At 29.4% G+C, this 23215-nt stretch carries 21 protein-coding genes and 1 riboswitch; of the genes, 9 read left to right on the forward strand and 12 right to left on the reverse strand.

Annotated elements, in window-relative coordinates; all coding sequences use genetic code 11:
* The first annotated feature begins 133 nt into the window (after positions 1-133).
* Positions 134-283: a hypothetical protein gene (locus tag EQF90_RS06010; protein WP_209021436.1), complete on the forward strand. Its 150-nt coding sequence runs from the start codon at positions 134-136 to the stop codon at positions 281-283.
* Positions 284-1307: 1024 nt separating this feature from the next.
* Here EQF90_RS06010 and EQF90_RS06015 read toward each other — a convergent pair.
* The 3 genes from EQF90_RS06015 to EQF90_RS06025 all read right to left on the reverse strand — a co-directional run bounded on the left by EQF90_RS06015 (position 1308) and on the right by EQF90_RS06025 (position 3624).
* Positions 1308-1583, reverse strand: a complete 276-nt coding sequence (locus tag EQF90_RS06015) for a GNAT family N-acetyltransferase (protein ID WP_134711820.1) — start codon at positions 1581-1583, stop codon at positions 1308-1310.
* A gap of 149 nt (positions 1584-1732) precedes the next feature.
* Positions 1733-2815 (reverse strand): S66 family peptidase, encoded by a 1083-nt coding sequence (locus EQF90_RS06020; protein ID WP_134711821.1) that lies wholly within the window; start codon positions 2813-2815, stop codon positions 1733-1735.
* 119 nt (positions 2816-2934) lie between these two features.
* Positions 2935-3624 (reverse strand): CPBP family intramembrane glutamic endopeptidase, encoded by a 690-nt coding sequence (locus EQF90_RS06025; RefSeq protein ID WP_134711822.1) that lies wholly within the window; start codon positions 3622-3624, stop codon positions 2935-2937.
* Positions 3625-3825: 201 nt separating this feature from the next.
* Here EQF90_RS06025 and nrdI point away from each other — a divergent pair, with 201 nt between their 5' ends.
* From nrdI to nrdF, 3 genes are read left to right on the forward strand one after another with little or no spacing between them, the layout of a single operon-like run.
* A complete protein-coding gene (gene nrdI / locus EQF90_RS06030; protein ID WP_134711823.1) occupies positions 3826-4200 on the forward strand; it encodes a class Ib ribonucleoside-diphosphate reductase assembly flavoprotein NrdI in 375 nt (124 codons plus the stop codon).
* On the forward strand, positions 4193-6298 hold the full coding sequence (gene nrdE, locus EQF90_RS06035; RefSeq protein ID WP_134711824.1) for a class 1b ribonucleoside-diphosphate reductase subunit alpha: 2106 nt from the start codon (positions 4193-4195) through the stop codon (positions 6296-6298). The genes nrdI and nrdE overlap by 8 nt, the downstream gene beginning before the upstream one ends.
* A gap of 10 nt (positions 6299-6308) precedes the next feature.
* A complete protein-coding gene (gene nrdF, locus EQF90_RS06040; RefSeq protein WP_134711825.1) occupies positions 6309-7346 on the forward strand; it encodes a class 1b ribonucleoside-diphosphate reductase subunit beta in 1038 nt (345 codons plus the stop codon).
* A gap of 100 nt (positions 7347-7446) precedes the next feature.
* On the opposite strand, the gene EQF90_RS06045 is transcribed toward nrdF, so the two are convergent.
* Complete coding sequence (locus tag EQF90_RS06045) at positions 7447-7620, reverse strand: hypothetical protein (RefSeq protein ID WP_167554154.1); 174 nt, start codon at positions 7618-7620, stop codon at positions 7447-7449.
* Between the two features lie 165 nt (positions 7621-7785).
* Here EQF90_RS06045 and EQF90_RS06050 point away from each other — a divergent pair, with 165 nt between their 5' ends.
* The 4 genes from EQF90_RS06050 (at position 7786) to EQF90_RS06065 (ending at position 10030) form a co-directional block, all read left to right on the forward strand.
* Entirely contained in the window at positions 7786-8280 is a 495-nt protein-coding gene (locus EQF90_RS06050) for a DDE-type integrase/transposase/recombinase (protein ID WP_134711826.1), read from the forward strand.
* Positions 8280-8864 (forward strand): type IV toxin-antitoxin system AbiEi family antitoxin domain-containing protein, encoded by a 585-nt coding sequence (locus tag EQF90_RS06055; RefSeq protein ID WP_134711858.1) that lies wholly within the window; start codon positions 8280-8282, stop codon positions 8862-8864. Before EQF90_RS06050 ends, EQF90_RS06055 begins: the two co-directional genes overlap by 1 nt.
* 1 nt (position 8865) lies before the next feature.
* The gene (locus EQF90_RS06060; RefSeq protein ID WP_134711827.1) at positions 8866-9705 is read left to right on the forward strand and encodes a nucleotidyl transferase AbiEii/AbiGii toxin family protein; all 840 of its coding nucleotides are present in this window, start codon (positions 8866-8868) and stop codon (positions 9703-9705) included.
* A 178-nt stretch (positions 9706-9883) separates the two neighbouring features.
* Positions 9884-10030, forward strand: coding sequence for a hypothetical protein (locus EQF90_RS06065; protein ID WP_167554155.1), 147 nt, complete (start codon positions 9884-9886; stop codon positions 10028-10030).
* A gap of 214 nt (positions 10031-10244) precedes the next feature.
* Here the strand turns inward: EQF90_RS06065 and EQF90_RS06070 are convergent, their stop codons facing one another.
* The gene (locus EQF90_RS06070; protein WP_134711828.1) at positions 10245-11999 is read right to left on the reverse strand and encodes a YSIRK-type signal peptide-containing protein; all 1755 of its coding nucleotides are present in this window, start codon (positions 11997-11999) and stop codon (positions 10245-10247) included.
* 344 nt (positions 12000-12343) lie between these two features.
* On the opposite strand from EQF90_RS06070, the gene EQF90_RS06075 reads away from it, so the two are divergent.
* A complete protein-coding gene (locus tag EQF90_RS06075; RefSeq protein WP_134711829.1) occupies positions 12344-13198 on the forward strand; it encodes a DegV family protein in 855 nt (284 codons plus the stop codon).
* 324 nt (positions 13199-13522) lie between these two features.
* On the opposite strand, the gene EQF90_RS06080 is transcribed toward EQF90_RS06075, so the two are convergent.
* The 7 genes from EQF90_RS06080 to EQF90_RS06110 form a co-directional block, all read right to left on the reverse strand.
* Positions 13523-14095, reverse strand: coding sequence for a xanthine phosphoribosyltransferase (locus tag EQF90_RS06080; protein WP_134711830.1), 573 nt, complete (start codon positions 14093-14095; stop codon positions 13523-13525).
* A 2-nt stretch (positions 14096-14097) separates the two neighbouring features.
* A complete protein-coding gene (locus EQF90_RS06085) occupies positions 14098-15414 on the reverse strand; it encodes a uracil-xanthine permease family protein (protein WP_134711831.1) in 1317 nt (438 codons plus the stop codon).
* 66 nt (positions 15415-15480) lie between these two features.
* Positions 15481-15578: riboswitch (purine riboswitch) on the reverse strand.
* Between the two features lie 1256 nt (positions 15579-16834).
* On the reverse strand, positions 16835-17518 hold the full coding sequence (locus EQF90_RS06090; RefSeq protein WP_134711832.1) for a YoaK family protein: 684 nt from the start codon (positions 17516-17518) through the stop codon (positions 16835-16837).
* 61 nt (positions 17519-17579) lie between these two features.
* The gene (locus EQF90_RS06095; protein ID WP_134711833.1) at positions 17580-18377 is read right to left on the reverse strand and encodes a formate/nitrite transporter family protein; all 798 of its coding nucleotides are present in this window, start codon (positions 18375-18377) and stop codon (positions 17580-17582) included.
* A 139-nt stretch (positions 18378-18516) separates the two neighbouring features.
* Positions 18517-19641: a YSIRK-type signal peptide-containing protein gene (locus tag EQF90_RS06100; RefSeq protein ID WP_134711834.1), complete on the reverse strand. Its 1125-nt coding sequence runs from the start codon at positions 19639-19641 to the stop codon at positions 18517-18519.
* 199 nt (positions 19642-19840) lie between these two features.
* The gene (locus EQF90_RS06105) at positions 19841-21250 is read right to left on the reverse strand and encodes an N-acetylmuramoyl-L-alanine amidase family protein (RefSeq protein WP_167604101.1); all 1410 of its coding nucleotides are present in this window, start codon (positions 21248-21250) and stop codon (positions 19841-19843) included.
* A gap of 67 nt (positions 21251-21317) precedes the next feature.
* Positions 21318-23054 carry a YSIRK-type signal peptide-containing protein gene (locus EQF90_RS06110; protein WP_330167157.1) on the reverse strand — a complete coding sequence of 579 codons (1737 nt, stop codon included), beginning with the start codon at positions 23052-23054 and terminating at the stop codon, positions 21318-21320.
* Positions 23055-23215: the final 161 nt, after the last annotated feature.

Consider the following 23215-nt stretch of genomic DNA (forward strand, 5'->3'; position numbering starts at 1 on the left):
TAGATTATAAAACATATTGAGGGATTAAAAATATAGTTTTTAGTCCCTTTTTAATGCACATAATATAAAATGTAGATTTTATCTATTATTAAAAAAAATTATGTTTTAACAATTATATAGTATAAGAGATTAAATGAAAGAGTCATTATTTATAGAAAAAATTACCTATAACTGCAATAAAAAAATTGATTTAATTGAAAAAAGTATTGCAAGATACGCTTTAAGATCTATATTTGCAGGAGCTGCCCTTCTTTTTTTACCTGTAAATTGCAAAAATATATGAGATACATGAAATTGCGGGGCAAGCATTACCTGTAATATTAAAAAATAATTGCAGTACATGAATTGCTCAGGGCTGCTGAGCTCACATTACCTGTAAATTGTAAAAATATATGAGATACATGAAATTGTGCGGGTGGCATTACCTGTAATATTAAAAAATATTTGCAGTACATGAATTTCCAAGTGTTGCGGATCTCAGATTACCTGTAAATTGCAAAAATATATGAGATACATGAAATTGTGAGGATGGCATTACCTGTAATATTAAAAAATAATAGCAGTACATGAATTTCCGAGTGTTGCGGATCTCAGATTACCTGTAAATTGCAAAAATATATGAGATACATGAAATTGTGAGGATGGCATTACCTGTAATATTAAAAAATAATTGCAGTACATGAATTGCCGAGGGCTGCCGAGCTCACATTACCTGTAAATTGCAAAAATATTTGATATACATGAATTTGTAGGACAGGCATTACCTGTAATATTAAAAAATAATTGCAGTACATGAATTGCCGAGGGCTGCCGAGCTCACATTACCTGTAAATTGCAAAAATATTTGATATACATGAATTTGTAGGACAGGCATTACCTGTAATATTAAAAAATAATTGCAGTACATGAATTGCCGAGGGCTGCCGAGCTCACATTACCTGTAAATTGCAAAAATATATGAGATACATGAAATTGCGGGACAGGCATTACCTGTAATATTGAAAAATAATGGAATTGCCGTTTTCGGCAATTCCGTCTGCTTTTTGAAGCATTGTCGACGAACTTAATCCTAGTTTTACGGACAAATTCGCTATATTCCCATTAACAATCTGCCCCATTACCATATGCAGTAATTTATCCACTTCCAAATGATGCATATACCCCACCAAACACACTATTCCGCCAAACCATCCTATTTTCCCCAACTATACTATTCTCACCGCCAGTCTTTAACTACTGTTTATATTAAAAAATCCTTAGATTTATCCAACTTCTGATAGTTCGAATAAAATCTAAGGATTTGTCTTTTATGCTAATAAATCTCTATACTCTTCTTTTTTATCAAATTCTGTTTTCACAAAAGAACATATAGGATGTATCTTCACTCCTTCTTTTCTTGCATTTTCAACAAGGCATTCGACTAATTTTGAACCGATCCCTCTTCCCCCATATTCTTTTTCGACTGCTGTGTGATTTGCAATCCATTGGCCATTTAATTGATTATATGTGCAGACACCCACCAGTTTATCTGCATCATATGCTGCTGATCTGTTCTTATCTTTTTCAAATACTATCTTAATCATAAATGCACCTCTTTTCTGTTTTTTTATATTCATCTTATACCCAAAAAGTTTAAATATATTCATAACTAATATTTATTTAGAATGGCTTTCACATATGTGTATTGATTTAAGTTAAATTCATTATTAACTAAAAATACATTAATATATGATTATTTTTGAAAAATGGATTCTATGACTTTTAATTTTTTATTGTCAAAATCAATCTCTATTTCACAGCCTAAAGGAATTATACATCTAGGATATGAATGTCCGAAGTTTACATTGTATAAGACTGGTGTATCTAGATTTGAAAATACCTTATTATATATTTCCTTGTACTCCTCATAATATGTTTCATCAACGGGTTTTCCAACTATAACAGCTTTAAGTGCTTGTAAAATCCCTCTGTTTTTAAATTCATTAAGAATGTTTTCTAATTTTTCCGGATGCATTTTTTCACCACTTGTTTCTATAAACAGAACTTTTTCTTTCCATTCTTCAAGCGTAGGTAAAACTGCATATTTTTCAACTACTTGTGAAACTCCTCTTCCTATAAAGTCTAACAGAGCATCTCCAATTGTGTCTAAACAACCACCATATAATTTGCCGGTTACTTTACCTTTAGAGTTATTTAAGACTTCAAATCCATGTGTTTCTTGTCTTCTTGGTCTTTCAACTTCTAATTGATCCGGTCCGTAGCTATCTCGATCCAGATACCAAATGTCAGCACTTTCTATTTCGAATCCGTCATTTTCTTCAAAATATAAATCAAAATATTTTCTTGTATAAGGTAAAATATCATCTTCCAACTCTGCAATGTCTACTAAGTATGCAGGCCCATAAAATGTATTTAAGCCTAATTTTTGAAACATTAAATGATTCATAGTCGTATCGGAGAAACCTGTAAATAGTTTGGGTTTTTCCTTTACTAATCTAATAAATTCTTCATCTTCTAATAAAAACTCATATGTCCTATATGTGTCAAGTCCACCTATAGCAGTCATAATGGCTTTAATGGAGTCATCCTTAAATGCAGCCTTTAAGTCTTCAGCTCTAGCTTGTGGATTTTCATCCAAATATTTTATTCCCTTTTTAGAATTTGGCATATAAACAACTTCCAAACCATATTGCTCTTCCAATCTTTTTTTAGCCAAATCTCTTTGATGCTTTGTAAACTCTTCACCTAAAATTCCTAATGATAGACTTACAATAGCAATTTTATCGCCTCTTTTTAATTTTTTCGGTTTAATCATTATAATTTATCAGAATTATATTAAATTCTACACTCCTTCTCTAATTAAATTTTTATTTTTAACTATTTAAATCACATTATAATTTGTAATAATAAAAATAAATTAAACATTTATACACGCTATTTTTTTATTCGCTTAAATAAAACAAATGTAATTATAATTTCCACTAAAACAAATATTAAAAATAATATTTGCACAATTAGATGCTGTTTACTTATACCACTTAAAAGCACATAATCCCAAGTCGCATGATAAATTACAATCAATAATATATTTTTAGTGTATTTATAAACTGTTGCAAAAAATAATCCTGCAACAAAAGTGGAAATTAATTGTGATAAAACTTGATTAAATGCAAGTCCTCCCAATATATTAACTGCATGCAATAATGAAAAAGCTGATGCTGATATTATCAAGGCTTTTGTAAACCCTTTTTCTTTATGTAAATTAGTAAACAGAACTCCCCTATATATAAGTTCTTCACTTATGCCTACAAGTATAGCTCCAATCAAAGGTACAAAAAATGAAGTTGAAAAACTAAATTTTTTATAAATTGTAAAAATACCTATAGATAGCAACGCAGCAAATAGACCATTAACAATAATACAATTTGACTTGTCGGTATCAATATCTACTCTATATTTATTATAAATTATTAAAGAAAATATAGTCAAAACAGATAAAAATGGCAATATCATCTTGATAAAGTTTGGATTACTATATTCTACATGATAAATATGTTTTGATACGAAAATACCAAGTGCCATGATAAATGTATAAATTAATAATATTTTATAAACTTTTTTCATAATTTTATATTAAGGTAATCCTTAACCCTCCTTCTTTTATATTGAATTATACCATATTTTCACCATTTAAGCATATTAAATTATCCTGCTATATAAACTATATATCGTGTTTAAATATAAAAATAGTACTATATATTGTATTTAAATCTTGAAATATAACTTTATATAGTATATAATCAGAAATAAATATTTGGAGGATATATGTATATAATAGTAGATTCAATCACCGGCAATTCAATAAAATTCGCAATTAAAACAGGATACACATACATGAAAGTCAAGGATAGAAAAAATATAAAAGAAGGAGATAAGTTTTTACTAATTACAAGATGTCAAAATTTTGGTGAAATTCCGATGAATACACAACTTCTTTTAGATAAATATCACGATCAGTGCATAGGTGTTGCAGTTTCAGGTAATAGAAATTGGGGAAAACATTTTGGTATATCCGGAGATTTAATCGAAAAGCAATACAATATTAAATGTATATTAAAATTTGAAGGTACAGGTTATCCTCACGAAGTTGAAATTGTAAAAAAATTTATTGAACAATATGAAAGGGAGCATAATGATTAACGAAAATACAAATATTTCACCATGGATATTACTTAATAATCAAGTAATTGATGGTGAAGGAAATATAAAAGATTTAAGTAAAGATAAGGAAGCGGCACGTTCTTATTTTTTAAATGAGGTAAACAAAAAAACAAGGTTTTTTCACTCTTTGGAAGAAAAAATTGAATATCTTACAGAAAATGAATATATTGAAAAAGAATTTTTAGAAAAATATTCAATGGAAGAAATTAAGCAAGTTTTTGAATATGCCTATGCTAAAAAATTTAGATTTCCAACGTATATGGGGGCATTTAAATTCTATAATGACTACGCATTAAAATCAAAAGATCACGCAGAGATTTTAGAAAGATATGAAGATAGACTTTCATTTATAGCACTTTATCATGCAGATGGAAATATTGAAAAGGCAATGGAATTGATTAAAAGATTAATCGCACAAGATTTTACCCCTGCAACACCTACATTGTTAAACACAGCTAAAAAGCATAGAGGCGAATTTGTTTCTTGTTTTTTATTGGAAATAAATGATTCTCTAAACGATATAGCAAGAGGTTCTGAATTTGCAATGCAGCTTTCAAAAATTGGTGGAGGAGTTTCTCTGCATCTATCAAATCTAAGAGCAAAGGGTGAAACTATAAAAGGTCACCCAAATGCTGCAAAGGGTGTAGTAGGAGTAGCAAAATTGCTTGATAATGCTTTTAGATATGCTGACCAAATGGGACAAAGACAAGGTGCCGGTGCCGCATATTTAAATATATTTCATGCGGATATTGAAGATTTTATCTATACAAAAAAACTTAATGCTGATGATGATATAAGGCTTAAAACTCTTTCACTGGGAGTTGTGATACCTGATAAATTTTTGGAACTTGCTAAAGAAGATAAGGATATGTATCTATTTTATCCAAAAACTGTTTATGATGAATATAAAATACCGTTTGGAGACTTAGCAATTCACATTGATAAATATTATGATGAAATGGTAGAAAATCCAAGAATCAGAAAGAAAAAAGCAAACCCAAGAAAATTACTTGAAATGATTGCTCAAGTGCAAGGCGAATCAGGATATCCATATATAATGTATGTTGATAATGTAAATAATTCAAATCCACTAAATAGAGATGTAAAATTCTCTAATTTATGTACAGAAATATTACAGCCATCAGTAGTTTCAACATATGCCGACTATGATAAGAGAGATTTAGACGAAATCGGTCAAGATATCTCATGTAATTTAGCAAGTGGGCATATGGCAAATATGATGAACAATAAATCAATAAAAGAAACAGTATTTGCTGCTATGGATATTATGAATTCAGTAAGTGAAAAAACTAATTTATCATATATTCCAAGTATTGCAAAAGGAAATAATTTAATGAGGTCTGTTGGATTCGGTATCATGGGGCATCATGGATATATAGCTGAAAAGAAAATATACTTTGGCTCAAAAGAGGACTTAGAGCTAATAGATGTATTCTTTAATATTGTAAATTACTGGTCGTTAGTTCATTCTATGAATAAGGCAAAAGAAACCGGGTTAAAATTTGATAAATTTGAAGAAAGCGACTATGCTTCAGGAAAATACTTTGAAAACAGAGGTGAAATTTTACCAAATACAGAAAAAGTAAAAGAATTATTTGAAGGCATTTACATTCCTACTGATGAAGATTGGAAAAATCTAAAAGAAGATGTAATGAAATATGGACTATACAATTCTAACAGACTTGCAGTAGCTCCAAACGGAAGCTCCGGATATGTAATGAGTGCAACTCCTTCTATTACACCGATAAAGCAGTTAATTGAAGAAAGAACTTACGGAAATTCTAAATCCTACTTCCCGGCTCCTGCATTGGATAAGTCATTACACTACTATACAACGGCTTATGAAATGAATAAATACAAGATAATAGATGTGATTGCAACAGCTCAAAAGCATGTAGATCAGGGAATATCGTTTGAATTGTGCATAACAAGTGATTTGACAACAAGAGATTTACAAAGATTTTACCTATATGCTCATTATCAAGGAATTAAGACACTTTATTACACAAGAACTCAAAAGCTTAAAGTAACTGAATGCGAAGCTTGTTCAATTTAAGGAGATAATTATGACACATATTTACACAGGTGCAAACTGGAATAACAACGACGACGAATTTACACAATTATTTTATCAACAAAATTTATCACAATTTTGGAGACCTGAAGATATTTCTCTACAGTCCGACTTAAATGTATGGAATACTCTTCCGGAACATGTAAAAAAAGCTTATGTTAGAAATTTACAGGTTTTGACGTTTTTAGACACTTACCAAGGTGATATAGGGATGCCTGTAGTTTCACGTTCTTTAGATGATGACCAACATCAAAGAAAAGCGATAATAAACTTCATGGCAGCTATGGAAAATGCTGTGCATGCAAAGTCATATTCCAATATTTTTATGACATATCTAAACGGTAGTGAAATAGACGAGTTATTCAAATGGGGTGAAAATAACAAAGAATTACAAGCATTTCTAAATTTAATCGTAGGACAATATAAAGATCTTGACAAATTAACTTATGAAAAAAATTACGGATTTAAAAAAGTAGACCCGTTAAAGTTTAAGATTGCTCAATATAAAGCCTGCGTTGCATCAACATTTTTAGAAACATACTTGTTCTATTCTGGCTTCTACTATCCACTATACTTCTACGGACAAGGCAAACTAATGCAAGCCGGAGAAATTATAAACCTAATTTTAAGAGATGAATCCATACATGGAGTTTATATCGGGAAAATAGCAATAGAACTTTATAGAGAATTTGACGAAAAATTACAAAAAAAATTACACTCTTGGGCAATGGATTTAATGAGTAAACTATATGGTCATCAATTAACGCTAATCGAAAGTATATATGACGAAGTGGGTTTATCTCATGACGTTAAGGTATTTGTTAGATACAATGCAAATAAAGCACTGATGAATATAGGTTTTGACCCATATTTTGAATATGAAGAGGTAAATCCGGTTATATTAAATGGTCTAAATACTGAAACAAAAACTATGGACAATTTCTCAATGAAGGGCAATGGATATCAAAAAATGGTTACCGAATCAATAAAAAATGAAGATTTTGAATTTAAAAAACCTAAAATTAAATAAAAAATATCCCCCCCCGAATTAAGGTGACCTCCTTCAAGTTGGCCCTAAAACCAACTTGAAGGAGGTCACCTTAATTCGGGGGGGGTATTATAGTCTTTATTTATTTATTTAAGCTTTTAATTATATTTTTATTTATTTTTTTAGTAAACTCATCAAAATCAGAATTTATCTTCTGAGTTTTATTAAAAATATCCTGAAACATTTCTCTTAATTCCTCTATTTTATAAATATTTCTTAAATGCTCATTAATCATGGTAACATCAACTTCAAACAATTACACCATCTACTTTTGAGTTAGCCAAAATGTCTCATCACTATAAACTACATCAACAGAAACATTCCTATCATCTTCTTGATATAAAATAATTTTGTCTTTTTCCATGTTTTTCTCCTTATTATTTATTGGAGCTGTCAAAGATATTATACCATAAAAGAACATATGTTTGTAATAAATGTTTTTTATCAACCTAAACAAGCCTCCAACTTCCGCCATGATGCTGGAACAGATTCCCCTTTTTCTAACATAACCTTGCAATTAAAGCCCTTTTTAACAAGATCTTTTGAATTAATACAAGGGGTTCCAAAAACAATTTTATCAGATAATATGAAAACAATTATGGATGAACCAAGAACTAAGGATTCTGATGGAAAAATTAATAATAAATTTAATCAATTCTTAAATGATTTTAATATAAGCTTAAAACCATGTATGGCTAGAAGGCCACAAACTAAAGGTAAATTAGAAAATAAGTTAGAACAACGAATAAAACATTACACAGGATATAGATTATTAATAATTGACGAAATGGGCTATTTACCGCTAAATGATGGTCGGTGTGGTCTTAGGACTGCACCGACTTTTTTTGCAGCCTTTATTTACAAATACTCTTTAATATTGTATAATAAAAGCGTAAATGTAGGAGGTGATGTATGATGAATATTTTGGATGAATATTTAAAAGAAAAAGGATTCATTACAAATAAAGAAGCTGAAAAGCTCGGCATTAAGAGATATAAGCTTGCTGAACTTGTTCATAAAGGGAAACTTGAGCGAGTAAAAAATGGAGTATACAAGAAAAAAGATGATATAGACGATGAACTTGTACTAATATCATATAATAATGAAAAAGTTATATTTTCGTTTCACACTGCCTTGTTTTTGTTAGGACTTAGTGATAGAATTCCAAATTCTTTTCATATTAGTGTACCTCAAGGCTATAATGTCGGTCATATAAAAAAACGAATGAATAATATTAAGGTACATTATATAAAAAAAGAAAACTTTGATATTGGTATTATAACCGTAAAGACAGCATTTGGAAATGAAGTAAAATGCTATGATATGGAAAGAAGCATTTGTGATATTGTTTCCAAAAGAAATGTCATGGACAAACAAATATTTGTAGATGCGATCACCGGATACTTTAACAGTAAGGAAAAAAATATGAGAAATCTTATTAAATATAGCCGGATATTAGGAGTTGAAGATGAAATAAGAAAATATATGGAGGTATTATAAAATGATTAGTCCAGAGAGCTTGAAAGGCAAAGTAAAAAACATCTCAAAAAGTAAAAGATTAAGTTCACAGGAAGTTTTGCAGATGTTTTTCTTTGAAAGATTTTTAGAAAGATTATCTCATTCCAAATATAAATTTAATTTTGTGATTAAGGGTGGATTGCTAATCTCATCAATGATTGGCATAGATAACAGGACGACAATGGATATGGATACGACTGTGAAAGGAGTTGTCTTAAAAGAAGATGTCATTAAAAATATAATTTTAGAAATTTTGGGCATAGAAGTTGGTGATGGAATACAGTTTGAGGTTACTGATATTACTCATATTCGTGAAGAAGATGAGTATGAAAATTTCAGAGTACATCTAACTGCCATATTTGGAAAAATAAGAAATGCTATGAAAATTGATATTACAACAGGAGATGTAATTACACCAAAAGAAATCGAATATGTATATCCCTGCATGTTTAGGGAAGAAGGGCTTAAAGTTCTTGCATATCCTATTGAAACGATACTTGCAGAAAAATATGAGAGTGTTATAAAAAGAAATATATCTACAACAAGAATGAGAGATTTTTATGATTTATATAGCTTATATCGTTTAAGAAAAGAGGAAATTGATTTTGGGGTTCTTAAACAGGCTATTCTATCAACGGCAGGAAAAAGAAATAGTATGTCTTTTATTCAAGAGGCAAATGAAATCATAAATGATATTAAGGGAGATAGTTACTTAAAAAAATTGTGGGAGGTCTATTTGAAAGATAATCCATATATAAAAGAACTTGATTTCTTCGATACGGTAGAAGTGGTCAAGATAATAGCTGAAAAAATAGAAATTTAGGAGATAGAGAAATCATCTCTCCATCTCCTTACCCATGTAAATTCCATAATTTTTGGTATATTGTAAAGTTCGTCCATAGTAGATTTTGAAGAAGAATACTCTTGGAGACTGTAATAAATTTTGTGTATGAAAATCTTTCTGATTAAGGTGATATAAACTTAATCAGGAGGATTTTTTTATGGGAAGAAAAAGACCAGAAACAGCAAAAAGTAGATTAGCAAAACAATTAATAGAGTCATATGATATAAAAACTGCTCAAGATATACAAGAGGCATTAAAATACTTGCAGGAGAATGGTTTGATATTAACCATCCAAAAATTATAGCAAGTCTATCATTAGAAATTTCTGAAGAAACGCCTATTTTCTCTATACGGTAGTGAGCTTGTCCTGAAATTGAATAATCTGAGCAAAGCTAGTTTATAGCATCACAAATAGTTTTTCCCCAACTATCATTTGAGCCACCATAATCAACCAATTTATTACAGTCTCAAAAAGAAAATAAAAAATTCCGACTTATAAATCGGAATTTTTTTATTTATTATTCATCTTTTTTTCTTGTTGCAACTAATGCTGCTCCTGCTGCTAATGCAGTCACTACACTTGTTATTACACCTAAATCTCCTGTTTCAGGATTTTGTTTATTTTCAGATGGTTTTTGTTGTGGTTGTGGTTTTACTTCCGGCTTATTATTTGAATCTTTATTTTCAACAACTGTTAATGTTGTCTTTAAGATTGAAGAATAATATTTATCTGTTTCTTTTGATACCACTTCTACTACATATTTTCCTAATGGCAATGTTTCCAAGTAGGAATTTTTCAATGTAACCATTGTGCTTCCATCTTTCACTTCGTAATTTGAAGGATCTAATACTTTTCCACCAACTCTAACTTCTACAAATGATGAAATTTCTGCATCTGTCTTGATTACTACATCTTTCATCGAACCTTTTACATATTTTACTGATTCTTCAGTTAATAGATGTGGTTTTATCTTTGTATTGCCAGGTTTTTGTTGTCTTATTTTATCTAATTGAGATTTTCTACCTTCCAAATCTTCTTTCTTCCAAGCATCCGATAGACCTTCTAAATCTTTATTTATTTTAGCTCTCTTTTCTTTTTCTTTAGCTTCTTTTAGCAGTCTTTCTCTTTCTGCTTGTCTGTGTGCTTTTTCTCTTTCTTTAGCTTCTTTTAGCAGTCTTTCTCTTTCTGCTTGTCTATGTGCTTTTTCTCTTTCTTTAGCTTCTTTTAGCAGTCTTTGTCTATTTTGTTCTCTTTCGCCTTTTTTGTCTGTTTTAGTCCAAGCATCTGATAGACCTGAAAGTTCTTCGTTGATACGTTTCTTTTCTGATTCATTTTTTTCTTTTGCAATATCTAATGCAATATCTAAACTGTCATCAGTATCTGAATCTATAAGTACAACCTTATAATCATCTTTTTGTTTTTTGCTTAAATATTTTAAGGATTTGATTTTATCAAAAGCTTCCTTATTTTTATTGTTTCTTTCTTCTGCAATTTCAGAAACTACTTTGTTGCTTTCCGCATTATCATCAGTAAGTACTGCTTTATAGTCATTTTTCTTTCTTTCACTCAAATATTCCAACTTATCAATTTTATTGTTTACTTGATACTTTGTGTTATTTGCTTCAACTATATTATGCATTTCTGATTCAGCTTTTTCTACTTTTTCAGCTATTTTTTTTAACTCTTCATGCTTTTTCTTTATTTCTCCAGCATCATGACTATTTCTTATATCTCTTTGTTTAGCTTCTACTTCTCTTTCTAAATCCTTTAGCTTTTCTGTTAATTTAGATACTACGTCAAAATATTCAGCTCCAAATCTTGAACTCATCTTATATGAATCTCTTACTTGTTCAACGTAATCTCTTAATTCTTCTAATTTTTCTTCTACTTTTTTTGATAATTCATTTCTTTGAGTGTTTTCTTTTTTAGCTTCTTCAGATATTTTATTTATTTCTTCTTGTAATTTGTCTAATTCTTTTAATTTTAATTCTCTAATTTTACCAATATAATTATTTTGTTCTTCTCTAGACAATTCTTTTAATTTTCTAACTTCTTGAATAGCTTTCAATTTTTTCCATGTAACTTTGGGAGCTTGATCTGGTTCATTCCAAATATCCTGAGCATAAGCTACTGCACCATTAGAAAAATCAGCACCATAGATGTTTGATACGCCAAGTATAGTAAATGCACCTACTACAACGGATACTACTCCTATGGATAATTTTCTTATAGAATATCTTAATATTCTATTTTGATTATTTTTTCCTTTCATATTTTCTCCTCCTCAATATTTTCTGCAATTCAAATGTATATAATCTTTACGTGTTTAATTATTATATACAACTGTATAATTATTATATATACCAAACAGAATAATTTTTCAATACTATTGAGTTTTTATGTATGTAAAAATCTAATTTTATTAATAATTTTTAATAAATGAAAAATAATCAATTTTTTTACTTATTTTGCTTGAGTTTATTTTTATGAAATAGTATATATTTTTCTATTTAATAACATATATTTTTAATTAAGTTTATAATGCACATTAAATCCTCACAATTGATTTATATAATACAATGCATTATAATATTTATAATGATACAAGGAGGATTAATGAAAAAGATAATTTTAAGTGCTGATTCGACATGTGATTTATCGTCTGATTTGTTAGAAAAATATAAGATTCATACATTGCCATTATACATTAATTTGGATGATAAAGAATATAAAGATATGATAAATATCACACCTGATTTTATATATGATTATTATGACAAAAACAAAATTTTACCTAAAACTGCTGCTCCAAGCATTGGTGACTATCTAGGTCACTTTGAACAATGGAATAATGGAGACTATGATATTATTCACGTAAGCATAGGCTCAGGTATATCAGCTTCATATCAAAACGCAACTTTAGCAGCAAATGAGTTGGATAATGTATATGTAATTGATTCAAAGTCTCTTTCAACCGGTTCCGGTGCTTTATTGGTTGAGGCATATGAAATGATTAATGAAGGAAAGTCGACCGATGAAATAGTTGAAAGATTGAAGGAATTGAGAGAAAAATTAGATGTAAGTTTTATTATTGATTCTCTAACATATTTAAGAGAAGGCGGTAGATTAACTGCTTTACAAGCTTTCGGTGCTAACTTACTAAATATTAAGCCAAGCATATTTGTTTCATCACAAAAAAATGGACAAATGGATGTGGGAAATAAATACAGAGGAAATATAAATAAGGTATTTATAAAATTTTTCAAGGACAAACTCGAAGATAATGATGAAATTGATTTAAGACGCATATATCTTACACATTCCGGAGCAGATGAAGCCGATATCGAATTAGCTAAAAATACTATTTCATCTCTTAAAAATTTTGAAGAAATAATTGTAAACAAAGCAAGTTGTACAATATCTTCACATTGTGGTAGAAATACCTTTGGAATAATTTTCTTAAAGAAATAGATTGCCGAGCTATTGACATTAATAATATAAGTAAGATGAAGAGCTGTGAAGGTTCTGACAGGTAAGTAAAATAAAATACTAACAGATAAAAGCAAAGAGAGAGAAAATTAAATTTCTCTCTCTTTTTGTAAAATCTTAAAGTTCAATTGAGTAAAAAATAATAGGTATTTATTTATTATCTCATTTTTTAAAATCTTATTTTTTGCGATACCAACTATACCGATTTATATCATATAATCTTGATAAACCCTCTATTATTGTTAATTATAATATAAAAAGAACTGCTACAAAATATTTCGCAACAGCTCCTTCAATATATATTTACTATCTCTCAAAAACTACATTTCCATCTTTGAATTCTTTTATCATTGCTTGACTATAAACTTCATACCCCTTTTCTCTATATAGTCTACCACCTTCTTGAAATGATTTTTCTATAGCTATTCCAATTCCCTCAATCTTTGCTCCTGATTGATTACATAAATCTATTAATCCACCTAATGCTTTTCCGTTTGCCAAAAAGTCATCTATTATCAAAACATTGTCATCTTGTGTCAAATATTTTTTTTCAACTCTTATCTCATATTCTCTATCTTTTGTAAATGAGTAAACTGTACTTTTCCAAGCGTCATCAACTAATGTTTTTGAAGCTATTTTTTTAGCAAATACCATTGGTACCTTGAAAAAGAATGCTGTTGTAAGTGCTATTCCTATTCCTGAAACCTCAAGAGTCAAAACTTTTGTAATTTTTTTATCTTTAAACTTTTCGTAAAAATCTTTTCCCATCTTCATAAATAAATTTGGATCTACTTGATGATTTAAAAAACTATCAACTTTTAAGATATTTCCTGATAAAACTCTTCCGTGTTTTACAATCATTTCTTCTAACAATTTCATTATTATGCCTTCTTTCTGTCCTTTAATATAATATTTAATATAAGTGCGACAAGTGTACCTGTTGAAATACCTGACGATAAAATCATTTTCAACGCTTCAGGTAGTCCATTTAGAATTTCCGGTTTTACTGTTACGCCGATTCCCAGTGCGAATGCTACTGAAATTATAAGCAGTTCTCTATCACCAAGTTTTATCGCAGATAATGTCTTTACCCCTTGGGCTGCGACAAGGCCAAACATTATTATACCTACTCCTCCTAAAACAGGCTGTGGCATTACTGAAATTAATGCACTTAATTTTGGAAATACACCTAATAATGTTAATATGACACCTGCAATAATCATAACATATCTACTTGCAACTTTTGTCAACGTGATTAATCCGACATTTTGCGAAAATGACGTATTTGGACCTGCTCCAAACAATCCTGAAATCATTGAACCTATACCATCTGCTAAAACCCCATTTGCAACCCTGTCACTTGAAAGTTTTACTTTTGAAGCTTCCCCTATTGCCATCATAATACCTGTGGTTCCAATCGTCGAAACAACAAATGCCGGCACAAATGATAATGTTGATGATAAGTCAAATTTTATTCCGTTTCCTAAAATATTTGGAATTGCTACCCATGATGCATCTGCAACCGGCTTTAGGTCTACCATACCTAATGGTAGGCAAATCAAATAACCAAATACCATTCCTATAAACACTGCTGCCGATGACCAAATTCCTTTTCCATAGTGATTTAAGAATATTGTAAATAGCATAATTACAAATGCTACTCCCAGATTTTGTAATGAACCATAATTTGAAGCTCCCACTCCACCTGCTGCCCAATCAACACTAACCGGCAATAATGTTATACCGATAAGCGATACAACTGTCCCGGTAATCAATGGTGGGAAAAATTTGATAATTTTCTTTATAAATCTACTTAAAATAATTTCAACAAATGAACCTGTAATTGTAGCTCCTATAATTCCCGCTATGCCAAATTTAGCTCCAACACTTATAGACGGATTTACAAATGTAAAGTCTGTACCCATCATGCCCGGCACTCTTGACCCAATTTTCCATACACCTTTTGATTGCAAAATAGTCGTCAATCCTGATGCAAATATTGTCGCTGATACCATAACCGAAGTTGTAGCAACATCAAATTTTAATGCTGAACAAACAACTAATGGCACAGCAATTATCCCCGCAAAAGCTGCTAAAATATGTTGCAATGCAAGTATAATACTTACTCCCACAGGTGGCTTAGAATCGATAGAATAAATCAACTCATCTTCATTCTTACTATTAAATTGTTCTTTCATATAATTCCTCCAAAAAATATTTAAAAACAAAAAAGACTTTCTCACGTTTTGAGTTAGAAAATCTTTAAAATGTCAATCCTAACCCATAGACTATAATTTTTGGTTATAGGTAGATACGCCCCACCATATTAAGGGCTTATATGAGTTTAATATTCTTTTTTGTAATTATTTCTAATATGATAACATAGTAACTTTATCATTTCAATATTTTTAACTACTTTTTATAAATTTAATTCTTGAACTGTCAAACATATGTGACAAGAAAGCAATCCAACAATATCTTAAAAAGGTCAAAATCGAAACCCACAAACAATGCACATTTATATAACAGAGCACAACACAATTTTAATATTATAGCTCTTTTTATCAATTTATTACATCTTTATTTTGGATTATAGTATGTTTAAGATAAAAATGTATTATTTACAACCGTTTCAAATTTAATAATTTAGTTACAAGAATCGACGAATAAAACCCAACTGACAAATTACAAATTACAAAAGAACATTTGAAAAATACTATTTAATGATTTTAGATGAACTAGGATATACCTCATTTGATAAAGTTGGTTATGAAATACTATTTAATTTACTATCATCAAGAAATAATAAATGCTAAATAATGTTAACAACTAATTTAACATTGTAATTAACAACTAATTTAACATTGTAAAGATGGGAGGAAGTATTTAAGGTTCCTATGCTTACAAGTGCAATAATTGATAGATTAGCCTATAGATCACATATTATGGATATGTCCGCAATTTCATGTATTTCAAATATTTTTGCAATTTACAGGTAATGCCATCCTCACAATTTCATGTATCTCATATATTTTTGCAATTTACAGGTAATGTGAGATCGGCTGCCCTTGACAATTCATGTACTGCGATTATTTTTCAATATTACAGGTAATGACACCCTCACAATTTCATGTATCTCATATATTTTTGCAATTTACAGGTAATGTGAGATCGGCTGCCCTCTGCAATTCATGTACTGCTATTATTTTTCAATATTACAGGTAATGCCTGTCCCATAAATTCATGTATCTCATATATTTTTAAAATTTACAGGTAATCTGATATCGGCTGCCCTTGACAATTCATGTACTGCGATTATTTTTTAATATTACAGGTAATGACACCCTCACAATTTCATGTATCTCATATATTTTTGCAATTTACAGGTAATCTGAGCTCGGCAACACTCGGCAATTCATGTACTGCGATTATTTTTTAATATTACAGGTAATGACACCCCCACAATTTCATGTATCTCATATATTTTTACAATTTACAGGTAATCTGAGCCCGGCAACCCTCACAATTTCATCTATCTCATATATTTTTGCAATTTACAGGTAATCTGAGCTCGGTAACACCCCCCACACACAATTTCATGTATCTCAAAGCTTCTCATTATTCGTTTATTTCGACGTTCCTTAGATATAGGAAAAAGGCTCCGCACAATATGTACAATAAACCGAAGATTATATATTCATACTCTAAAAATTCGGTTATATAGTATCCTAAAAATCCTCCGAGTATAAATGCACATATGGATTTTATATAAAATAGCATATATCTTAATTGTCTTTTATTTCCTTTTATATATTGACCAAAAGAAAATCCGGCGTCAGTTATATATCCTGTAATATGACTTGTCCTTACAGTTACACCTTTATAACTAATAAATAAGCCATTTTGTAATCCCATCCAAAATGTTATCAGGTACAATGCTCTAAATCCTATATTGATATATTGTAAAAAAATCAATACTATTCCTCCTGAAATGAGAATCCATGCATATCTCTTCTTTGGAAGTTTTATTTTTCTATGAAAAATAATGCCTGAAATAGTTGCTCCTAAAAAAAAGAATACTATCAAGACAATAAATCTATAAACGGGGATGTTTCCCTGAAAGTTACTAAGTGCAATCCAGCTGCCATTTCCTGTGTGATGTGTAACTGTTGCACCAAAAGTCTTTATAGCATATACATTCATAATTCCTGAAAGTAATGTAATCCAATATATCCAAAGTTTGAATTTTGTATGTGATTTACTGATTATTTCTCTTTCTAAAGTTGTTTGTTCTTTTTTCATAAATACTCCAAATAAAAAAGTTAGATTATAGAACCTAACTCTATTTATTTTATTAAATTAATTAATCTTTGTAAACTACATCTTTGTTATTTAACCATGCGTACCCGAATCCTAAGATTAATCCTCCTCCAACAAGATTTCCTAGAAATGCAAATGTCCACTGCCTAATTACATTTACAATGTTTAATCCTATTACATTTTTACCATATTGTGAAAAACCTACTAGTGAGAATGATCCAAAGTTTGCAATTACGTGGTCTAATCCTAGATATACAAACATAAATATTGCTGATAAAATAATGCCTACTTTTGCATTTTCATCTTTTACAAGCATGAATGCAATAATTGCAATATTTACAAATACATTTGCCAATATACCGCCACTCATAATTTCCGAACTACTATGTGCTAGTTTACACTCAACGATTTTAACAAGCATACTTGTATCTTTTAGCGAATGTAAAACAGATGTGTTGCTTACCAATATCCCAATCGCAGCTGCTCCAACTAAATTAAAAAATGTGCAAACTAGTAAAATCTTTACCGCCTTACTAAATTTTATTTTTCTCAAATATGTACCTGCTGTTAAATACATCATGTTTGATGTCGCTAATTCTGCATTTAAAAATAATATGTAAATAAGTCCCCAAGAAAATAAAAATGCATACATAAATTTTCCAAGGTTTGGGTGAATTGTATTTAAATAATCAGCTGCAACTACGCCGGCTAGAGTTGTCATAGCAAGAGCAGCTCCTGCAAATATAGATCTTAAAGCGTATCTTGCAATACTTTTTTCAATCAAATCAATTTTTTTATTGCAGTTATAGGTAATTTTTTCTATAAATAATGACTCTTTCATTTAATCTCCTATACTATATAATAGCTAAAACATAATTTTTTTAATAATAGATAAAATCTACATTTTATATTATGTGCATTAAAAAGGGACTAAAAACTATATTTTTAATCCCTCAATATGTTTTATAATCTAATAATTTCTACTCTACCCATACACCGTCAGCATTTACATACCAACCATTAATTGTTGTTGATTTAGCCATTTTACCGTCTGATAATAAGTAGTACCAGTTATTATCTGTATGTTTTACCCATCTATTTTTTGCCATCTTTCCATTTTCTAATAGATAGTACCAGTTTCCATCTTTGTACTCTACCCATTTATTTACAGCCATATCGCCATCTTCATTTAAATAGTACCATGATGAATAGTCTTCATCATATAACCAATCTGATTTTGCCATCTTTCCATTTCCTAATAGGTAATACCATTTGTTATTTTTGTATTTTACCCATTTATTTGCAGCCATATCGCCTTTTTCATTTAAATAGTACCATGATGAATATTCTTCGTCGTATAACCAATATGATTTTGCCATTTTACCATTTCCTAATAGATAATACCAATCATTATTTTTGTATTTTACCCATTTATTTACAGCCATATCGCCATCTTCATTTAAATAGTACCATGATGAATATTCTTCGTCATATATCCAATCTGATTTTACTAGTTCACCCTTATCATTTGTAAAATACCATTTATTATCAGCTTTCTTTTCCCAACCTTTTTTAATTTTAGGTTTTGCTTGTTCTTGTTGTTTTTTTCTTTCTTCTTCTTTTTGAAGTCTTTTTATTTCTGCTTCTTTTTCTTTTTTTCTTGATTCTTCTAATAGTTCTTTTCTCTTCTTTTCCCTTTTAGCTTTTTCTTCTGCTTTTTTCTCTTTTTTTCTTGATTCTTCTAATAACTCTTTTTTCTTCTTTTCTATTTCTGCTATTTTTTCTTTTCTTCTTGATTCTTCTAGTAATTCTTTTTTCTTCTTTTCTATTTCTGCTATTTTTTCTTTTTTTCTAGTTTTTTCTAATAACTCTTTCAATTTGTTATGATCTTTTCTTTTTGGTTTCTCTAATTTTTTATTAGTTTCTTCTTTTTTAGGCTCTTCCTTCTTTACTTCTTGTTTTGTTTCTTCCCCAGCAAATGAAACACTTTGTGCTCCAACAGCCCCAAAGAAAATTGAAAATGCTAAAATTCCTGAGCACAATCCTGCACTTAATTTTCTCATACCATATTTAGGCTTTTTTTCGATATTATTTCTTTTAAACATATCTAATCCTCCAAAAATATTAATTTATATCTAAACATACAATGCTTATATGCTTACTTACTAAGTATACTAAATATTTTTTTATTATGTCAAATATTATATTTATTTTAATCAAATTTTTATATAAAGGCCAACTAAAAATTACATATAGCAAAAAAAGGATAAACTTGATTGTCTATCCTTTTAATGTATTTAGTTTTTATCTATTTTTCCAAATACCATTAGCATCTACATACCAACCATTAATTGTTGTTGATTTGGCCATTTTACCATCTCCTAATAAATAGTACCAGTTATTATCTGTATGTTGTATCCATTTATCTTTAGCCATATCTCCGCCATTGTTGAAGTAATACCATGATACATATTTTTTGTCATATACCCACTCTGATTTTGCCATCTTTCCATTTTCCAATAGGTAATACCAGCTATTTGTGTGTTTTACCCATTCTGAAACTGCCATTTTACCATTACCTAATAGATAATACCAATTGTTGTCAGTATGTTTTACCCATTTTGAAACTGCCATCTTTCCATTTTCCAATAGATAATACCAGCTACCATCTGAATATTGCACCCATTTATTACTTGTCATTTCGCCGTATTCATTTAAGTAATACCATGATGAATATCCTTCGTCGTATATCCAAGAAGATCTAACAAATTTTACACCGTCATTTGTGTAATACCATTTTTCAGATACTTTGTTCCAACCTTTTTTATATTTTTGATTTTGGTTATTTCTTCTATCTCTAGCTGTTTCGTCTTCTCTTCTTTCTCTTTCTTTTCTTCTTCTTATTTCTTCTTCTGTTTCTTCTTCAATATCTTCTCTCTTTGGTTCTTCTTTCTTAGGTGAATCTTTTTTAGGAGTTTCTGTTTTTGGTTTTTCTTCTTTAGGAGTTTCTGTTTTTGGTTTTTCTTCTTTAGGAGTTTCTGCTTTTGGTTTTTCTTCTTTCTTTTCACTTTCTACCGGTTTATTAAAATCAGATTTATTAAATGTAGCTACTACATATTCAGGTCCGGTTATTTTAATTGATGAAATATTTTTAATTTTATCAATTCCGGATAAACTTAATGTTTTTGTCTCAGGTTTATATTCTACATTGATAGCGTTTTGAGGTTCATTATTAAACTTTATAACTTCTTTTAGAGTTGTATCATATTTACCATTACGCTTTATTTTATTATCTTTTATTTCAAATTTATCGTTAGTTGCTCCCTTAAATTCTCCATTATTATCATTATAAGTAATATATACTTCAATTGTCCTTCCACTTAAATTTGTAACTTCTATAGCTTTATTGACAATTTTAGCATGAATTTTAAAAGATTCTAAATATTCCCTATGCTCTTTATCACTCCTAATTATAGCTCTCTCATAGGGTTTCTTCATCAATTCTCTTTCCATTAAGTTTTCTTTTAATTTTTCTCTAGGGATAGTAGTTAATTTTACATTTTGTGATTTATCTTTTCCATTTACTAAAGCAGCCTCTGAAATCCCAATAGAATTAAAAAATACACCTATAGCTAACATTCCTGAGCAAATTCCTAATCCTAAGCTTCTTATTCCGGATTTTGAATTTTTTCTATTTTTTCTTTCATTTATCATAGTATAACCTCTCAATTTTTAAAACAAATCTTTATAATTAAATTGTTATTATAAAATATCTGTGATTTTATTTTTCCCATATACCTTTTGAGTTAACATACCAACCGTTTATACGTGTAGATTTAGCCATTTTACCGTTTCCTAATAAATAGTACCAGTTATTATCTGTATGTTGTATCCATTTATTTGCAGCCATATCTCCACTATTGTTGAAATAGTACCATGATACATATTCTTTGTCATATACCCATTCTGATTTTGCCATTTTACCATTTCCTAATAAATAGTACCAACTATTATTTGTATGTTGTATCCATTTATTTGCAGCCATATCTCCGCCATTGTTGAAATAGTACCATGATGAATATGTCTTGTCATATACCCATTCTGATTTTGCCATTTTACCATTTCCTAATAAATAGTACCAATTATTATCTGTGTATTGTATCCACTCATTTGCTACCATATATCCATTACTATTTAGGTAATACCATGATTTATATTTTAAATCATATATCCACTTTGAAATGACCTTATTACCTTTTTCATCTCTGTAAGTCCATTTATTACCTATTTCTTCCCAACCTGTTTTAATTTCTTGTTTTGGTTGTTCTTTCTTTGGCTCTTCTTTCTTTGGTAAGTCCTTCTTTGGCTCTTCTTTCTTTGGTAAGTCCTTCTTTGGCTCTTCTTTCTTTGGTAAGTCCTTCTTTGGCTCTTCTTTCTTTGGTAAGTCCTTCTTTGGCTCTTCTTTCTTTGGTAAGTCCTTCTTTGGTTCTTCTTTCTTTGGTAAGTCCTTCTTTGGCTCTTCTTTCTTTGGCAAGTCCTTCTTTGGCTCTTCTTTCTTTGGTGTGTCTTTCTTTGGTTCTTCTTTCTTTGGTAAGTCCTTCTTTGGTTCTTCTTTCTTTGGTAAGTCCTTCTTTGGTTCTTCTTTTTTTGGTAAATCCTTCTTTGGTTCTTCTTTCTTTGGTAAGTCCTTCTTTGGTTCTTCTTTCTTTGGTAAGTCCTTCTTTGGCTCTTCTTTCTTTGGCTCTTCTTTCTTTGGCTCTTCTTTCTTTGGCTCTTCTTTCTTTGGCTCTTCTTTCTTTGGTAAGTCCTTCTTTGGTTCTTCTTTCTTTGGTAAGTCCTTCTTTGGCTCTTCTTTCTTTGGTAAGTCCTTCTTTGGCTCTTCTTTCTTTGGTAAGTCCTTCTTTGGTTCTTCTTTCTTTGGCTTTTCTTCTTTTGGATTTGTTGGTGCCGGTTCTTTTGGTGTCTTTGGTGATAATTCTATATTTTTAAATAATTTTGGATAAAAATTTTCAATAGCTCCACCTGGTAATAATAAAGTAATCTTTTCTAATCCCTTTGATTTATCAGTATTTAATACTAACGTTTTAAACTCTTTAGTATATTTTAATTTTATTTTATCATTTGTCTTTTTATTATATACAATTTCGGACATTTTAAAATTACCATTTCGCCCTACTATTTTTCCATCTTTTATTTCAATACTTCCTAAATTTGAAACATCTCCTCTTTCATTTTTATAGTCTATAATATATTCTACAATATGTCCTTCTTCTAAATTAGATACAACAATTACCTTACCGTAATTTTCAGCTTTAACTTTTGCATCTCCTAGAGAATTATTAGATATTGCACCCCCCGCTAACGAATCACTTGCATAAACTGTATTTTGAGAGTTTGATGTCCTTAAAACTTCCCCATTCATAAACAATCCGAAACCTAATACAACTGAGCATAATCCTAAACTCAATTTTCTCATACCGTATTTAGGTTTCTTTTCTATTTTATTTCCTTTAATCATAAAACAATCCTCCATATGATTATAAATTTTTATTTTTTATAAATTTACCATACCCTAGATATAGTAAAAACATAATAAAAAAATTAATTATTTTTTACAATTATTTTACAAAATATTTACATTTAATAAAATCCGCAAAATTGTTTATTTATCAAGTTTAA

Origin of the sequence: Helcococcus ovis (assembly GCF_004524775.2) — a bacterium.
In the GTDB taxonomy this organism is placed as follows: Bacteria; Bacillota; Clostridia; order Tissierellales; family Peptoniphilaceae; genus Helcococcus; species Helcococcus ovis.

What these genes read in the sequence shown, in the direction of transcription:
- EQF90_RS06010 (WP_209021436.1), top strand. Translation starts at nt 134, where the DNA reads ATGAAAGAGTCATTATTTATAGAAAAAATTACCTATAACTGCAATAAA.
- EQF90_RS06015 (WP_134711820.1), bottom strand. Translation starts at nt 1,583, where the DNA reads ATGATTAAGATAGTATTTGAAAAAGATAAGAACAGATCAGCAGCATAT.
- EQF90_RS06020 (WP_134711821.1), bottom strand. Translation starts at nt 2,815, where the DNA reads ATGATTAAACCGAAAAAATTAAAAAGAGGCGATAAAATTGCTATTGTA.
- EQF90_RS06025 (WP_134711822.1), bottom strand. Translation starts at nt 3,624, where the DNA reads ATGAAAAAAGTTTATAAAATATTATTAATTTATACATTTATCATGGCA.
- nrdI (WP_134711823.1), top strand. Translation starts at nt 3,826, where the DNA reads ATGTATATAATAGTAGATTCAATCACCGGCAATTCAATAAAATTCGCA.
- nrdE (WP_134711824.1), top strand. Translation starts at nt 4,193, where the DNA reads ATGATTAACGAAAATACAAATATTTCACCATGGATATTACTTAATAAT.
- nrdF (WP_134711825.1), top strand. Translation starts at nt 6,309, where the DNA reads ATGACACATATTTACACAGGTGCAAACTGGAATAACAACGACGACGAA.
- EQF90_RS06050 (WP_134711826.1), top strand. Translation starts at nt 7,786, where the DNA reads ATGTTTGTAATAAATGTTTTTTATCAACCTAAACAAGCCTCCAACTTC.
- EQF90_RS06055 (WP_134711858.1), top strand. Translation starts at nt 8,280, where the DNA reads ATGAATATTTTGGATGAATATTTAAAAGAAAAAGGATTCATTACAAAT.
- EQF90_RS06060 (WP_134711827.1), top strand. Translation starts at nt 8,866, where the DNA reads ATGATTAGTCCAGAGAGCTTGAAAGGCAAAGTAAAAAACATCTCAAAA.
- EQF90_RS06065 (WP_167554155.1), top strand. Translation starts at nt 9,884, where the DNA reads ATGGGAAGAAAAAGACCAGAAACAGCAAAAAGTAGATTAGCAAAACAA.
- EQF90_RS06070 (WP_134711828.1), bottom strand. Translation starts at nt 11,999, where the DNA reads ATGAAAGGAAAAAATAATCAAAATAGAATATTAAGATATTCTATAAGA.
- EQF90_RS06075 (WP_134711829.1), top strand. Translation starts at nt 12,344, where the DNA reads ATGAAAAAGATAATTTTAAGTGCTGATTCGACATGTGATTTATCGTCT.
- EQF90_RS06080 (WP_134711830.1), bottom strand. Translation starts at nt 14,095, where the DNA reads ATGAAATTGTTAGAAGAAATGATTGTAAAACACGGAAGAGTTTTATCA.
- EQF90_RS06085 (WP_134711831.1), bottom strand. Translation starts at nt 15,414, where the DNA reads ATGAAAGAACAATTTAATAGTAAGAATGAAGATGAGTTGATTTATTCT.
- EQF90_RS06090 (WP_134711832.1), bottom strand. Translation starts at nt 17,518, where the DNA reads ATGAAAAAAGAACAAACAACTTTAGAAAGAGAAATAATCAGTAAATCA.
- EQF90_RS06095 (WP_134711833.1), bottom strand. Translation starts at nt 18,377, where the DNA reads ATGAAAGAGTCATTATTTATAGAAAAAATTACCTATAACTGCAATAAA.
- EQF90_RS06100 (WP_134711834.1), bottom strand. Translation starts at nt 19,641, where the DNA reads ATGTTTAAAAGAAATAATATCGAAAAAAAGCCTAAATATGGTATGAGA.
- EQF90_RS06105 (WP_167604101.1), bottom strand. Translation starts at nt 21,250, where the DNA reads ATGATAAATGAAAGAAAAAATAGAAAAAATTCAAAATCCGGAATAAGA.
- EQF90_RS06110 (WP_330167157.1), bottom strand. Translation starts at nt 23,054, where the DNA reads ATGATTAAAGGAAATAAAATAGAAAAGAAACCTAAATACGGTATGAGA.